Here is a 14,295-nt window from a genome sequence, read left to right on the forward strand (position 1 = left end):
CCGCTCACCCGCTCCCGCTCTGGCGCTGGCTCCCACTCGGGCTCTGGCTCAGGCCCTGGCTTCGGTGCCAGTCTCCGGATCTGCCGCCGGTCTTGGACACGACCCGCACCCCGGTGAGCTCGGCCTCGGGATCGACCGCCTTGACCATGTCGTGCAGCGTCAGCCCGGCGACCGCGACGGCGGTCAGCGCCTCCATCTCCACCCCGGTCCGGTCGGTGGTGCGCACCGTCGCCGTGATGTCGACCGCGTCGTCGAGCACCGCCAGCTCGACCTTCACTCCCGAGATCGCGATCGGGTGGCAGAGCGGGACCAGGTCCGGGGTGCGCTTGGCACCCATGATCCCGGCGATGCGCGCGACGGCCAGCGCGTCGCCCTTCGGCATCCCCTCGCCACGCAGCAGCTCGATCACGGCCGGCGAGGTCAGCAGCCGCCCGACAGCGGTGGCCGTCCGCGTCGTGACGTCCTTGGCGGAGACGTCGACCATCCGCGCCGCACCCTGGTCGTCCACATGGGTGAGCCGCACCGGGTCACTCACCGGCGGTCCCACCCGTCGGCGCCGAACCCGCCGAACCCGCGGAACCCGCCGAGGCAGCCGACGCGGTTGACGCCGTTGACGCGGGGACCTGGGGCCCGGCGCACTCGGGCTCGGCCAGCAGCAGCGCGGGCAGCACCATACCGGGGGACACCTCGACGACCTCCTCGGGAACGACGAGCAGCGCGTGCGCCGAGGCGAGCCCGGACATCTGATGGGCGCCCTGGCCGCCCGCGGACGTCGCGACGAGCTCTCCGCCGGCATCGCGCTCAAGACGGACCCGGGGAAACGTACGCTTCCCAGGCTGCGACCGCACAACCTCACCCACCTTTACGGCGAGGGTGTTCCAGATCGCCGCCGCGTCCTGGCCCCCGGCGGCCGGCTCGGAGAACGGCGCCGATCCCGGGGACGTCACCGATGTCGGCAGGCCACGCATCCTCCGCAGCGCCGGCCGGACGAACAGCTCGAACGACACCAGGGCGCTGACCGGGTTTCCGGGCAGGGTGAAGACCGGCACTCCGCCCACCACCCCGAATCCCTGCGGCTTGCCCGGCTGCATGGCGATGCGCTCGAACCGGATCTCGCCCGACTTGCTCAGAACCTCCTTGACCACGTCACGCGCGCCGACGCTGATTCCGCCGGTGGTGATGACGACGTCGGCGTCCTTGAGCACCTGCTCGAACGCGTCGGCGAACGCGTCGGGATCGTCCGAAACCCCGGCGAACCTGCGGACGACCGCTCCCGCCTCATGGGCCGCCGCGGCGATGGCGTGGCTGTTCGAGTCGACGATCTGCCCCGGCCCGAGCGGGGTGCCGACCTCGACGAGCTCACTGCCGGTCGACAGCACCGCGACCCGCGGCCTCGGATGGACGGCGGGCCGGGCGATGTTCACCGCGGCCAGCAGCCCGATCTGGGCGGAGCCCAGCACGGTTCCCGCGGCCAGCACGAGATTCCCGGGCGCGATGTCCTCACCGGCGCGCCGGATGTGCAGCCCGCGCCGGGGTGCCTGGTGGATCCGCACGCTCTCGGTGCCGCCGTCGGTCCATTCGAGCTGGACGATGGTGTCGGCGCCTTCCGGCAGCGGAGCGCCGGTCATGATTCTTGCGACGGTGCCGGGTACGAGCGGCTCCGGGCGCACCGGTCCGGCCATGATCTCGCTGGAGACTGCCAGCGTGACCGGGTTGGCCTCACTGGCGGCGGCCACCTCCGCGGCTCGGGCCGCGTATCCGTCCATCGCCGAGTTGTCGAAGCCGGGGACAGCCACCGTTGCTCGGACGTCTGCCGCCAGCACACACCCGTGTGCCTCGCGCAGCGCGGTCCGACGCGGGGACATTGGCCCGATTGCTGACAGAATGTCCGATGCGTGCTGATCTACCGTTTTCACGTACACCGTCCGTTCTTGACACTTCTGTTCTGGCCGTTCGTCCTTCGCGTCAGCAGTGAGCGGTACCACGGCAACACGGCCGTCGGAGCGGTTCCGGTTCCGGTTCCGTCAGACGTTCACCAGGGGTGCATTTCCACCCCGGCGGGGACTCTGGATCGACTGTGCTTCCAGCGCCCCGCACATTTGCGCACGAAGATGTCCCGACAGTCTGCTCGCCAACACCAATGCGGCGGAGCAAGGGTCCGGACAAGTGGCCGGGTATCGCATAATCGGAAGTGCCTGGTCACGGCTCGTCAGCACACGATGCGACCCATTCGCCGCCGGTGCGGGCACCCTCGGCGGCGACCGGACCGGCGCTGTTCGACGGCCGCCGGGCGCGGCCACGACGCTCCCGGCGAGGGTTCATCGCAGCGATCCGTCCGACCGTCACCAGCCGGCCGCCGGCTGTCACCGGCGGCCGTTCTGCCGGCGGCCATTCCGCCGGCAGCGCCCTGCCGCCGCCGGCAGCTCCCTGCCGCCGCCGGCGCCCGTCGGCCGGCCACGCCGATCCGGCGCGGGCCGCACCGTCAGGCGTCGGCCTTGGGCCCACCGGAGGCGACGTACTCCTCCAGCCACGGGTAGAAGTCGGGGCCGAGGTCCTGACGCTCACTCGCCAGCCGGACGATGGCCTTCAGGTAGTCCAGCCGGTCACCCGTGTCGTAGCGGCGGCCGGTGAACACGACACCGTGCACGGGGAGCTGGGCTCCCGGGTCGTCACCGGCCCGGGTCGCCAGCGTCCGCAGCGCGTCGGTGAGCTGGATCTCGTTGCCCCTGCCAGGCGGCGTCGACCGCAGGATGTCGAACGTCTCCGGCGGCAGCACATAGCGCCCGATGACCGCCAGGTTGCTGGGCGCCTCCTCGACCGGCGGCTTCTCGACCAGATCCGTGATCCGGACCGCCCGGTAGCGGCCCGTGGGCTCGCTCGCCGCATCCGCCGACACGGCCAGCGGCGCGACGGTGGCCACGCCGTACATCGACACGGACTCCTCGGGCACCTCCATCAGCGCCACCACCGCACCGCCGTACCGCGCCTGCACGGCGAGCATCTCGGCCAGCAGCGGGTCACGTTCGTCGATGAGGTCGTCACCGAGCAGCACGGCGAAGGGCTCGTCGCCGACGTGGGCGGCGGCGCAGAGCACGGCATGCCCGAGGCCACGCGGCGAGGCCTGGCGGACGGAGTGGACCTCGGCCAGCGCCGCGGACGCGCGGACACGCTCGAGCCGGGCTTTGTCACCCTTGCGCTCAAGGGCGAGCTCCAGCTCCGCCTCACGGTCGAAGTGATCCTCGATGGCCTTCTTGGAGCGGCTGGTCACCAGCAGCACGTCTCGAAGGCCAGCCCGTGAGGCTTCTTCGACAACATATTCGATCGCCGGTCTGTCAACGACAGGAAGCATCTCTTTGGGAACCGACTTCGTCGCGGGCAGGAACCGGGTTCCCAGTCCCGCGGCAGGAATGACCGCCTTCGTCACCAGCATGGGCGAAACCTTAGTCTGGCAGGGCGTCCCGGAGCACCACGGCACCGATACACAGGACATTCACAACGAGCCGTGGGCCCGGTCCAGCACGATACCGGGCCCGGCCACGGTAGTGGCGGGTGTCCGACAGCCCGGCCACCATCGAAGGCCCGGCCACCCGACACCCACCGTCCGGCACTGCGATCAACCATCCGCAGTCAGTTCGTCACGCTCGCCGGACGCGTACCGGAAGCCGCCCGCCGCCCCGGCGGGTCAGCGTCGGGCAGGTCTCCACGTGCGGGTCGATCACGGTACCGTGAGGCCTCGCCAGTGGGATGTCAGGCCGGTGTCGTCTTTGTGACCGTCACCGACAGCATGAAGGCGCACGACGCGGGAAGTCCGAGCAGTCGGGAGGCGGGGCCCGACATATCGAGGGCGGCCACGCTCGAGCGCGCTGAGGGTGGGGATGGCTGTGACCGGAGGAACCGTCACCGGCAGTGACGTGGTAGGCCGGGCTGGCTCTGGCCAGGCCTCGGCACCCTCCCCCGGCCCGTCACCGACGGATCCCGGCACGGCCACGGGAACAGACTCCGGCGGCGCAGCGTCCAGTGGCACGGTGCCCGGTGGCGCCACATCCGGTGGCACGGCGTCCGGCGGCGCAGTGTCCGGTGGCGCAGTGCCTGGTGGTACTTCGGCGACGGCACCCCCGGCGCCGTCGCCCGTGCTTTCCCCGTCGGCCGAGTGGCCCGGCCCCAAGAGCGAGATCCGCCGGCGCCTGCTGGCGCTGCGGCGCGCGGGCGTCACGCCGGACTCGGCGGTCCTCACCGAACGGGTGCTGGCGCTGCCCGAGGTCGCCCGGGCCAGGTGCGTGGCCGCCTACGTCGGGATGGCGGACGAGCCCGACACCGCCGAGCTGCTCGCCCGGCTGCGGGCGCGCGGGGTCCGGATCCTGTTGCCCGTCGTACGCCCCGATCTCGATCTGGACTTCCGCGAGTACGGGACCACGCTCGTGCCCGGGGCCATGGGCACCCGCGAGCCACCGCCGAGCGCCCCCCTGGTCGAGCTCGCCCGCGCGGATGCGGTCATCGTTCCCGCCCTCGCGGTCGACCAGGCGGGCAACCGGCTGGGGCGTGGCGGTGGCTCCTATGACCGGGCGCTGGCCCGCACCGCCCCCTCCACCCCGGTGATAGCGTTGGTGCACGATCGGGAGATTCTGACCGACGTCCCTGCGGAGGAGCACGACAGGCGGGTGACAGTGATCGTCACACCGTCAAGAACGCTTCGCCCAGCATCGTCATGAAGCCCACGTCGTCATTCGGGAAGCCATCGGCCGCCTTCAGGCGTTAGAGTTGGCAGTCCCTACCGCCGAGTGCCAACTTCGGGAGGAGTCCGTGCCGACCTACCAGTACCGCTGCACCGCCTGCGGGCATGATCTTGAAGCCGTGCAGAGCTTCAGTGACGCGGCGCTGACCGAGTGTCCTGCTTGCACGGGCCAACTTCGGAAGGTGTTCAGCTCCGTCGGTCTCGTCTTCAAGGGCAGCGGTTTCTACAAGACCGACAGCCGTTCGGGCTCCTCCTCCGGGGTTCCGGCGCGCATGAAGGAGTCGTCCGCCACTTCGTCGGACGGCGACTCGTCCGGCAAGAGCTCCGCTGCGGCCGAAAGCGGCACGGCGGCGTCCGCCGGGTCCTCGAGCAGCAGCACCAGCTCGTCGACGAGCGCTGCGTCTGCCGCATCCAGCACGGCTGCTGCCTGACCCGTCAGGAAAGAACAGCATTCAACGAACAGCCCCCGGCGGCCCTTCCGCCGGGGGCTGTTCGTTTGCCAGCGCCGCTCGTTTGCCAGCGCTGCTCCGTAGTCGGCGCTGCACTGCAGTCAGCACTGGCACCACAGTGGGAATGCCTCGTGCCCGGCTTCTTGCCGCCGACCACTTCCGGTGTTCGCTACTTGTGGTAGCCGTTTAGGTAGACGAGGGTAACGCCAAGGCCCGCCTTGGCGGGTGTCGCGGTCTGCCTGCCGGCGGTCAGCACGGCCCGAGGGCCGCCATCCGAAGCGTTGAGGATCGTGGTCGTCCCAACGACCACGATCCTCAGGTCCCGCTCGGTGGCAGCGGCAGCCCGAAGCGCGGGATGTGGCGGCACGCCTTCCGAGGCCCGAGATCCGCAAACTCCTCGTCACGGCTGGCCCCAACCAGGCCAGGACCCCCGGATTCCGGCACCCGGCCGACGCCCTGCCCGTGGCAGCACGGCACCGAAGCGGAGCACACCCGCTACCTCGACCGGTCACCCCGCCCAGCCGGAACCCGACCACGAGGGCCGACCAGCGGCCATCCGACATCACGCGTCATGACCGGGTGCGGAAAGGCACCACTGAGACGTCCCACCAGCACCACCAGCAGGCACAGCCGGGGCAAGCGGCCATGGCAGGCCTGGGGCGAACCGGCCGATTCTGACAGCAGCTCCTCGATCGATGTGCGGGCTGTCCGCTATCGGACCAAGCGCAGCCGCTATTCCACGGCACGGGCACAGACGCGAAGACAATCGACTGAACGAATCGACCTGTCTCGGTGATTCAGTCGACAATTTCGACCACGGCGTCGGCCCAGGAAGCGCGCGCGGGAACAGGGGTAGCAGGCCACACGGAGGTTCAACAAGAACCACGACTCGCACCACAGGCACGCCACGAACCGTCATGTGGCCCGGATACACCAGACCTCGAATACCGTCAACCTACGGGATCAGACCGCGAACCCCTCCCCGCAAGGACGGATTCACGTGCATCCGCAGGTGCGTAGATGTGGGCCATATCGCGCACATTGCCCGATTCACGATTCCCGCACCCCCGGGCCCGCCCAGGATGCCCGTACCCACAAGGCATCCTGGACAGCTCGGGCACCCAGGCAGTCACGGAGCCCGAGGCGCCCGCGGGGCGGGCATGCCTACTGTTTACGCCGCCGATAGTGCTCCACGATCCAGGCGTCGACCTCGCGCTTACGCCAAACCCTGGTCCCTTTGGCTCCGCTACCCGCAGGCGCGTTGATGACCTGCAGAGGCTCCGGAAACTTGGCGTCCTTGCGAGTCCAGTAGTCCACAGCCTGTCGCGTGATCTTGAGTTGGAACGCGATGTCCCCGATGCCAACCAACTGCTCACCGTCGTCCACGACAACATCGTAACCACTTTGCTCTTGCTCAAGAACCTCGCTAGGGTCGTTTTTGCTTATCGACAAATAAAGGCTGTGGAGGAAACATGCCAGCGACCCCCGGTGGACAGGACGCGATCAGTGAGCTGATTGACCGCGACGAGGCCTACGACTCGGACCCGTCCGGAGACCCTCCACTCCTGGTGGCGAGGTATCGAGCCGCATTGCGGGCGGCGCTGCGCGCCCGGCAGCCGGCGCCGGACGGCCAGGCACAGGCCTGGACGCAGCGGGAACGCGACGCCTACCTGGCCGGCGGGGAGGCCGCCCGCCAGGCGGTCGTCAGTGCGATGGCCACGGCGATCCTGGGCACCGAGCCGGAACCGCCCGGGACCGAACGCGCCGCGCCCGAACCACCCGACCGGCCCACCGGCGCAGGCCAGGTCGACTGATCACGAGACACCGACCATCGGCGTTCGTGTCGTCACGCACTCCCGGCCACGGATGGCCGGTAGATTGGCCGCGCCGGCACCGGACGCGCCCAGCCAGGCGCGGCCCGTGGCCCGGCTCGATGGACGGACCGACGGACGGCCCCTTGCCGGCTGCCACCGCGCAGGGGCCGCACGCCGATCAAAGGAGATCACCATGGGGCACACGCCGCTGCCCGGCGACGAGATCCCGAGCGACGAGCGCGAGATCGGCTGGGGCGACGAAGGCCTGTTCGACGACGAGGTCGACACCGACCTCGCGCGGCTCATGGAAGACCTGCCACCACACCACGTCGATCGCTGACCGCCACCAACCTCACCGCGCCGGCGCACCCCGCCGGCTCGTCCACCCGTCCACTCACCCGCTCGCACCGCGGTCCCGACCGGCTTCGCCGGCGGACCTCCCGCCCGGCGTGACATTCCTCGCGCCGTGGCGGGCCGGCGCGCGCCTCGCGGATCCGGCCGAGTTCCCACAGTTCCCACAGCGCCCACAGTGCCCACAGTGCCCAGCGCCCTCGGCAGCCCGCCGACGGGTGACCGCACCCACCAGCTCGGGCGCGGCCGACGCCAGCCGACACGGGGACTTCACGCCCGGGTCGGACGACGTTCACGCCAGCGACTGTGACGTGCGATACACCCGGCCCGGACGGAACACAAGGTGACCTTTGGCATTGGATTCCGTCACCCAAAGGCGCAATACTGATCGAGCCTCGCATCTGCGGTAACCCTCATGCGCCTACCGCCACATCGTTCCCCTCGGAGACGACGTGATGCTCACCATCGGCGAAGAAGCCGACACACTCATCGCAGGCCCCGAAACGGCCTCCCCGCCATCGAAAGCGGCGTCCACGCCGACGTTGCTACCGCTCGGAGCTCCGTCCAGCCCGCCAGTCATGACGAGCCTGCTCGCGACCGTCCGCCCCAGTCCCAGTCCCAGTCCCAGTCCCAGCCCCAACACCGGCACCGGCACCGGCACCGGCACCGGCATGGGGATCGAGATCGGAGCGGCGGCCGGACTGGCCGTGAGCCCGCCGGCGGCCGTGGCCGGGCATCGTCCCGACCGCCCGCTCCGGGCCCGGGTCGAGCAGCGCGCCGAGGGCGCCGTGATCCATCTGAGCGGTCTCCTCGCCGCTGGGGCGATCGGCTCGGCGAGGGCGGCGGTGGACGACGCGGCCACCCCGGGGCCGCGGGAAATAGTCGTCGATCTCGCCGGCGTCCACGGTGCGGACCCGCTCGGCGCGGTCCTGCTGGGAGCGATGAGCCGCCATGCGGCCCGCCGTGGCTGCCGGTTACGCCTACGTGCCGTCGGGCCGCCGGTACTGCAGGTGCTGGCAGAACGGGGCGTGCGGGTCGAGTTTGTGGACCCGACCAGCTGACCTCGACGGCCGCCCCTGTTCGCCCGTACCGTAGGGGGGTATTTCGCGGCGACGGCGCGGGGGCAGGTGATGCGGGTGAAGGCCGAGACCGACCAGATGACCCAGGTCCAGCCCCAGGGCGACCAGCAGGAGCACACCGAGTCACAGCACGGGTACACCTCCGGCAAGGACGAGTACACCGCGCGGCTGCGGCGGATCGAGGGCCAGGTGCGGGGCCTTCAGCGAATGATCGCCGAGGACAAGTACTGCATCGACATCCTCACCCAGGTCTCCGCGGCGACCCGGGCCCTGCAGTCCGTCGCGCTCGGCCTGCTGTCGGATCACCTCGCCCACTGCGTGGCTCAGGCCGTCGCGGATGGTGGGCCGGCGGCCGACGAGAAGCTCCGCGAGGCGACCGCCGCGATCGCTCGTCTCGTCCGCTCCTGACCCGCGGAAAGTGGCGAACAGCGACGACACCGGGCGCGCAGCCGTACCCGGCCCCGCAACCGAGCTCGGCCCCGGCCGGTCCGCGACCTTCGAGCGTGTGTGGCTCGACGCCCACTCGTGGGTGGATGTGGCCCGCGGCTGGATGCCGGCTGCGGACGCGCTCTACGAGGCCGTCCGCGACGGCACCCCATGGCGTCAGGGGACGATGTGGCGGTACGAACGCCACGTAACCGAACCGCGGCTGAGCGCCTTCATCCGCAGCGGAGCCCCCGTTCCGTTTCCACCGTTGCTGGCCGCCTACCGGGCGCTGCGCCAGCGGTACGGGGTCGACTTCGACGGGTTCGGCCTGTCCTGGTACCGCGACGGGAACGACGCTGTGGCCTTCCACCGCGACCGCGAGATGCGCTGGCTCGACGACACGATCATCGCGATCCTCACCCTCGGCGCCCGACGTCCCTTCATGGTGAAGTCGCGCCACCTCCCCGCCGGCCGCCGGATCCTCAACGATCCCCAGGACTGCGCCGGCCGCGACTTCTCCCCCGCGGGCGGTGACCTGCTCGTGCTCGGTGGGCGGGCGCAGGCCGACTGGCTGCACGCGGTGCCCCGGGTCACCGGCGCGGTGCCCGGGCGCATCTCCGTCCAGTGGCGTTGGACGTCCCGCTCGGGCCGCCCGGAGATCGGCCCCGGCTACGGAGCCGCGCGCACCTTCTCCTCCCGTTCCTCCCGCTGAGGAGCGCCTCCCGCTGACGAGCCCGCCCACGCTCCTGCCGGCGGCGCGGGCGGGCTCGTCAGGTCAGGATTCCTGGCAGGGCGGAGCGTAGTGGCGGTCGCCGACGTGGTTGCGCCAGTCCGCACGGCTGATCGTGGTCGCGGTCCGGGCGCAGATGTTCTCGGCCGCCGCGGCCGGATCAAGCTCCCAGACCCGCGCGGCGTTCCCGTCGGCCACGACGAGCGTCCGCGCCGGCCCGTCGGCGAGCGCAAGCCCGACCGGCGCGTCGAAACCGTCGGAACCATCGGTGGTGCCGCCTTCGGACCTACCGGGCAGCGACAGGCTCAGCCGGGGTGACGGGTGGCGCGGGCTCGTCAGGTCCCAGACGGAGACGTCACCACCGACGCGCGCCGGCCCCACCACGAGCGCGCGGCCGTCCGCGGAGAAGGCGACCTCGCCGGCCCCGCCGGCCGGCGAGAAGGAGGTCAGCCGATGGAGGCCCCGCGGATCGCGGGGGTGGTAGATCTCGACAATCGAGCGTGACCTCGGCGCGGACGTCGGGTCGGTGGCGTCGGCTGTGCCGTCGGCGGGCAGTCCGGTGGTGGTGACCGCCAGCGTGCGGCCGTCGGGCGAGTACGCGGCGCCGGCGACGACGCCGGCGCCGCGCAGATCGCCCGCCAGCCGAGGCTGGCGCGGGTCCTTCAGAGACCACATCGAAAGACGCCCGACGCCGCCGGCCAGCAGCTGGTCGCCTCCCGGCGCGAAGGCCAGCGCGGTGACCGGCCCGGCGATGCGAACCTGGGCGAGCCGGGCGGGCTTGCGGGGGTCGGCGACGTCCCACAGCCGCACCGTGCCGTCGGACGATCCCGTGGCCACCAGCCGGCCATCGGTGCTCACCACGATCTCGTCGACGGTGCCGCTGTGCCCGGCCAGGACCGCGAGCCGCTCGACCGCCCCGTCCGCCGTCACACGCCACAGCCCGACCGTGCTCGGGCCGCCGCTGAGCCCGGCCCCGGCCGCCGTGATCACAACTGTGCCGGCGGAGGCGGGCCGCCCCGGCTGGGACAGGTAGGCGACGGCGCTGACCGCCGGCCCGTCGACCGGAAGCGCGGTGATCTGGGTGCCGGCCGTCGGATCCGACAGGTCCCAGAAGGCGGCTCCGGTCGCGCTGGCGGTGAGCATGCTCCGCCCGTCCGGTGCGACGGCGAGGCCGACGACGTCGCTGGGAAGGTTGCCGACCCGCCGGACGGACGCGTCGACCAGTGCGGCGGCCGCGGTCGTGGTCGGAGAGATCCCGTAGGCCGCCAGGGCGAGCTGCCCGGCGAGATCCGGCTGGCGCTCGAACAGATCCCGCGCCTGGCGCGCGATCTTCTTGGACGCATTCGCCGCCGTGTGCGCCCGGACCAGACCGACGATCTCGATCGCCAGGGTGACCGCCGTCAGGCTGGCGATCAGGCTGAGGAACACCCGGAACCGTCGGTCGCCCCTGCTGTAATGGGTTCGGCTCCCGACCCGAGCGGGCGACTCCACCGGAGCCGGTGCCTCGACCGGAGCCGGTGCCTCGACCGGACCCGGTGCCTCGACCGCTTCCGGGGACTCGACCGGCTTGGCCCGGTCCGCGGGCTGGGTCGACGGTGCGTCGCCGCCTGCCTGCGGCACACCGGCCGCCGGCGCTTCGTCCACCGGCTCGCGCCCACCGGCCTCCCCCGTGCCGCCGACCGGCCCCGGCTCACCAACCAGCTGGGGCTCACTCGCCGGCTCGGACCCGCTCGCAGCCGTCGGCTCACCCACCGGCCGGGGCTCACTCGCCGGCTCGGACCCGCTCACCGGGGCTTCGGCCGCCGGAACCACCTCGGGCACCGGAATCACCTCGGCCGCCGGCACCACCTCGGGCACCGGCACCGTCTCGGGCACCGGCACGAGCGCAGGCGTCGGAACGTCCGGGCCAACGGAGCCGGGCTCGCCGCCGGGTCGAGCTATGAGCCGGGTGGTGGCCTGTGCCGGATCGGCTGAGGCTCCGCCGTCACCGCCCGCCCCGGCGTCGTCCACAGTGACGGGAGCGGGACGATCGGTGCCCGTGAGCCCGGTGCCGGGACGTCCGTCCAGCAGTTCCAGCAGTTCGGCTGCTGTCGGGCGGCGGGACGGATCCTTACGCATCGCGGCACTGACAAAATCACAGAGAGTAAGATCCAGGCCGCGCAGATCGGGCTCGGCGTAGACCGCCCGCTGCAACAGAACCTGTGGTGTTCCGTTACCGAACGGAAGCCGGCCGGTGGCCGCGAAGAGGACCACACCGCCCCAGGCGAAGATGTCCGACGCCGTTGTGAGGGGCCGCCGCAGAACATGTTCCGGGGTAATGAATGCCGGTGTGCCGAGGCCGGGTCCCGAGCCCGCCCGACCTGCGAGCGCGGCGGAGTTGAGGACGCGCACGAGGCCGAAGTCGAGCAGCCGGATTCCACTCGGAGAAAGCAACACATTAGCTGGTTTCAGGTCTCCGGAGACCAGACCGGCACCATGGAGCCCGGTCAGTGCGGACACAAGTGCCATCGCCATGGCCCGAACGTCGTCCGGAGGCAGCGGACCGGTGTGCGCGACCCGCTGGGCCAGCGTCGGAGCATCCACGAACTCCGTCACGACGTACGGCGGATGCGCCGTGGTGCCGGCGTCGACGATCTCCGCGAGTGACGGTGGCGCGAGCGCCCGAACAGTCTCAAGATCCGCCTGCAGCAGCCGGCGGAATTCGTGGTCGCGGGCGAACGCCGCACTGATCATCTTGATGACGACATGCCGGCCGGATGGATCTAGCGCGAGATAGACCGGCCCGGTTCCAGCCTCAGCCAGCTGCCTTTCCACGGTATACGGGCCGATTGAAACCGGCCGATTGCCGCGTGGTGCTTCGAGGTGTCGCCGGGCAACGACCACAGGTCGGCACCTCCGAAATATTCGTGAAACCCCGTAACGAGAACGCCGCAGTCACATCGGACGTGCTCGCATGTTATCTATACGGAGGCCGCCCGAACGGGCCGGTTACGCTTCGCGGTCGCCGAGGGCCGCGGCGACCGCGAGGAGCAACCCGGGATGCCGGTAGACCGCCCCGATCGTCAGCGGCCCGCCGCGGAGCGCCTGTAGCACCTCGTCGTGGCGCGGGACCTGTGCCCATCGGGCCCGCACCAGCCCGGCCAGGGCGAGCAACCCGCCCAGATGACGTTCCAGCGCGTCGCCAGCCGGCCCGAGCAGGCCCCCGAGCCAGGCCCGGTACTGGGCCGCGCTCATGATTTCCCACACCACCCGGTCTGTCACCCCCGCAGACCCTTTCGGACCACCCTGGGGACCACGCTCCCCATCCGGCCGGTGGTGCACCGCGACAATGTGCGGCAGGCGCACCAGGCTGCCGCTGGCAGCGGCGCCCACAGCGGTACCCGCGGCGGCGCCTGCGAGCTCGGGGCGATGATCCGCGACGACGACCCGGCTGGCCAGGCCACGCGCCGTGCGCGCGTCGTGCAGTCGGCCGGCGAAGCAGACCGCGAGCGCGGTGCTGACGACCGGTGCGAACCGCGCGTGCACCGCGACCGCGGTGAGGTCCGCCGTCTCCACCAGTGCGACAGCCGTGCGAGCCGCCTGGCCGGGATCAGCGGCGACGAACTCCACCCGGGTGACCTGGTGGCCCGCGGACGGGTCGCCGGCCGGTACCGGGCACACCGGGGAGCCCGGCGTACGGCGAACCCGGTCGATCGTGATCAGGCCGTCGACATAGGGCAGGCGCAGCCTGGGCAGGTCCGCGGCAGCAACGGCGTGCGGGTCACCGCCCGCCATCGCCCGCCCCCTCGTGCCCGCTCCAGGTACGGCCGACCTTACAAGCGCTGAGGTGGGCCGGAACCCGAATTCACGAGAAGATCGATCCGAAGGCAACTACCAGCCCCAGCAGGCCGAGCGGCCGCCTCCGGCACTGTTGTCCCGCAGGCTTTCCGGCCCCGCGGGCTCCCCCCGCGCCGCCGGCTCGGCCGGCCACCGACTACTCGGCCGGGCCGACTGCTCCGCTGGGCCGACTACTCCGCCGTGCCGCCGGACGACCGGGCGAAGGGCCGCAGGCGGGCGACCAGGCCCCGAACCTCGGCGCTGGCCGCGGCCAGCGTCTCCTCATAGGACGTCGCGGCCCCGTCGAGGAGCACGTCGAGCGCGATCAGGCGCTCGGCGACCTCGGTAATGAGGTCGAAGTCACGCACGTGCTGATGAGCCAGCTCAGCCAGCCGCTCATTTTTCTCAAACAGCTCGACAAACACGCTCACCTTGGCACGCAGGAGCCACGGGTCGAACGGCTTGGCGATGTAGTCGACCGCGCCGACCGCGTACCCACGGAAGGCGTGATGTGGCTCACGGTCAATCGCCGTCAGAAAGATGATAGGCGTGTCCCTCGTCCGCCCACGCTGCTTGATCCGGTGCGCGGTCTCGAAGCCATCCATCCCCGGCATCTGAACGTCCAGAAGGATGACCGCGAAGTCGTCGATGAGCAGACGCTTGAGTGCTTCCTCGCCCGAGGACGCCGTGACCAGATCCTGGTCCAGCGAGGCGAGGATCGCCTCCAGGGCCATGAGGTTGTCAGGCCGGTCATCCACAAGGAGGATCTTGCTTCGCGGGCGCTCCGAATTCGAAGCGCCCGCGGTTTCGACAGGTCCGCCGGTCCGCTCGGTCACCCGCCTGCCTCCTCCTTCGCCGGTCGGCCTGGATGTTCGTGGCGACGACACCACTGTTCCAC

General features: G+C 71.3%; 15 protein-coding genes. 7 read left to right on the top strand and 8 right to left on the bottom strand.

The features are described 5' to 3' along the window. Positions 1 to 4 precede the first annotated feature (4 nt). The 3 genes from moaC to ACG83_RS39765 form a co-directional block, all read right to left on the bottom strand. Positions 5 to 535, bottom strand: coding sequence for a cyclic pyranopterin monophosphate synthase MoaC (gene moaC, locus ACG83_RS39750; RefSeq protein WP_054571459.1), 531 nt, complete (start codon positions 533 to 535; stop codon positions 5 to 7). After that, positions 528 to 1,865: a gephyrin-like molybdotransferase Glp gene (gene glp / locus ACG83_RS39755; protein WP_054571411.1), complete on the bottom strand. Its 1,338-nt coding sequence runs from the start codon at positions 1,863 to 1,865 to the stop codon at positions 528 to 530. The genes moaC and glp overlap by 8 nt, the downstream gene beginning before the upstream one ends. Before the next feature lie 617 nt (positions 1,866 to 2,482). Then, on the bottom strand, positions 2,483 to 3,430 hold the full coding sequence (locus tag ACG83_RS39765) for a UTP--glucose-1-phosphate uridylyltransferase (protein ID WP_054571413.1): 948 nt from the start codon (positions 3,428 to 3,430) through the stop codon (positions 2,483 to 2,485). A gap of 655 nt (positions 3,431 to 4,085) precedes the next feature. Between ACG83_RS39765 and ACG83_RS39770 the strand changes: the two genes are divergently transcribed. Continuing rightward, positions 4,086 to 4,709 (top strand): 5-formyltetrahydrofolate cyclo-ligase, encoded by a 624-nt coding sequence (locus ACG83_RS39770; RefSeq protein ID WP_054571414.1) that lies wholly within the window; start codon positions 4,086 to 4,088, stop codon positions 4,707 to 4,709. A 91-nt stretch (positions 4,710 to 4,800) separates the two neighbouring features. Further along, entirely contained in the window at positions 4,801 to 5,163 is a 363-nt protein-coding gene (locus tag ACG83_RS48295; RefSeq protein WP_083473953.1) for an FmdB family zinc ribbon protein, read from the top strand. 187 nt (positions 5,164 to 5,350) lie between these two features. On the opposite strand, the gene ACG83_RS45680 is transcribed toward ACG83_RS48295, so the two are convergent. Both ACG83_RS45680 and ACG83_RS39785 read right to left on the bottom strand, forming a co-directional pair. Next, positions 5,351 to 5,491, bottom strand: coding sequence for a hypothetical protein (locus ACG83_RS45680; RefSeq protein WP_161934857.1), 141 nt, complete (start codon positions 5,489 to 5,491; stop codon positions 5,351 to 5,353). A gap of 854 nt (positions 5,492 to 6,345) precedes the next feature. Next, positions 6,346 to 6,567 carry a hypothetical protein gene (locus tag ACG83_RS39785; RefSeq protein WP_006545578.1) on the bottom strand — a complete coding sequence of 74 codons (222 nt, stop codon included), beginning with the start codon at positions 6,565 to 6,567 and terminating at the stop codon, positions 6,346 to 6,348. 86 nt (positions 6,568 to 6,653) lie between these two features. Between ACG83_RS39785 and ACG83_RS39790 the strand changes: the two genes are divergently transcribed. The 5 genes from ACG83_RS39790 to ACG83_RS39805 all read left to right on the top strand — a co-directional run bounded on the left by ACG83_RS39790 (position 6,654) and on the right by ACG83_RS39805 (position 9,563). After that, positions 6,654 to 6,995, top strand: a complete 342-nt coding sequence (locus ACG83_RS39790; RefSeq protein WP_054571417.1) for a hypothetical protein — start codon at positions 6,654 to 6,656, stop codon at positions 6,993 to 6,995. Positions 6,996 to 7,188: 193 nt separating this feature from the next. Further along, on the top strand, positions 7,189 to 7,335 hold the full coding sequence (locus ACG83_RS46340; RefSeq protein WP_198955620.1) for a hypothetical protein: 147 nt from the start codon (positions 7,189 to 7,191) through the stop codon (positions 7,333 to 7,335). 466 nt (positions 7,336 to 7,801) lie between these two features. Beyond that, the gene (locus ACG83_RS47425; RefSeq protein WP_054571418.1) at positions 7,802 to 8,407 is read left to right on the top strand and encodes an STAS domain-containing protein; all 606 of its coding nucleotides are present in this window, start codon (positions 7,802 to 7,804) and stop codon (positions 8,405 to 8,407) included. 69 nt (positions 8,408 to 8,476) lie between these two features. Further along, on the top strand, positions 8,477 to 8,833 hold the full coding sequence (locus ACG83_RS39800) for a metal-sensitive transcriptional regulator (protein ID WP_235498487.1): 357 nt from the start codon (positions 8,477 to 8,479) through the stop codon (positions 8,831 to 8,833). A gap of 10 nt (positions 8,834 to 8,843) precedes the next feature. Then, the gene (locus tag ACG83_RS39805) at positions 8,844 to 9,563 is read left to right on the top strand and encodes an alpha-ketoglutarate-dependent dioxygenase AlkB (RefSeq protein WP_054571419.1); all 720 of its coding nucleotides are present in this window, start codon (positions 8,844 to 8,846) and stop codon (positions 9,561 to 9,563) included. 63 nt (positions 9,564 to 9,626) lie between these two features. Here ACG83_RS39805 and ACG83_RS39810 read toward each other — a convergent pair whose 3' ends face one another. From ACG83_RS39810 to ACG83_RS39820, 3 genes are all read right to left on the bottom strand, one after another. Further along, a complete protein-coding gene (locus tag ACG83_RS39810) occupies positions 9,627 to 12,395 on the bottom strand; it encodes a serine/threonine-protein kinase (RefSeq protein WP_235498488.1) in 2,769 nt (922 codons plus the stop codon). Positions 12,396 to 12,569: 174 nt separating this feature from the next. Further along, positions 12,570 to 13,355, bottom strand: a complete 786-nt coding sequence (locus ACG83_RS39815) for a hypothetical protein (protein WP_054571421.1) — start codon at positions 13,353 to 13,355, stop codon at positions 12,570 to 12,572. Positions 13,356 to 13,588: 233 nt separating this feature from the next. Further along, entirely contained in the window at positions 13,589 to 14,233 is a 645-nt protein-coding gene (locus tag ACG83_RS39820) for a two-component system response regulator (RefSeq protein WP_054571422.1), read from the bottom strand. Positions 14,234 to 14,295 lie beyond the last annotated feature (62 nt).

Source organism: Frankia sp. R43 (assembly GCF_001306465.1).
Lineage (GTDB): Bacteria > Actinomycetota > Actinomycetes > Frankiales > Frankiaceae > Parafrankia > Parafrankia irregularis.

Excerpts from the sequence above, each read along its gene's own strand:
- glp (WP_054571411.1), bottom strand. The coding sequence starts at position 1,865 with ATGTCCCCGCGTCGGACCGCGCTGCGCGAGGCACACGGGTGTGTGCTG.
- ACG83_RS39765 (WP_054571413.1), bottom strand. The coding sequence starts at position 3,430 with ATGCTGGTGACGAAGGCGGTCATTCCTGCCGCGGGACTGGGAACCCGG.
- ACG83_RS39790 (WP_054571417.1), top strand. The coding sequence starts at position 6,654 with ATGCCAGCGACCCCCGGTGGACAGGACGCGATCAGTGAGCTGATTGAC.
- ACG83_RS46340 (WP_198955620.1), top strand. The coding sequence starts at position 7,189 with ATGGGGCACACGCCGCTGCCCGGCGACGAGATCCCGAGCGACGAGCGC.
- ACG83_RS47425 (WP_054571418.1), top strand. The coding sequence starts at position 7,802 with ATGCTCACCATCGGCGAAGAAGCCGACACACTCATCGCAGGCCCCGAA.
- ACG83_RS39800 (WP_235498487.1), top strand. The coding sequence starts at position 8,477 with ATGCGGGTGAAGGCCGAGACCGACCAGATGACCCAGGTCCAGCCCCAG.
- ACG83_RS39815 (WP_054571421.1), bottom strand. The coding sequence starts at position 13,355 with ATGGCGGGCGGTGACCCGCACGCCGTTGCTGCCGCGGACCTGCCCAGG.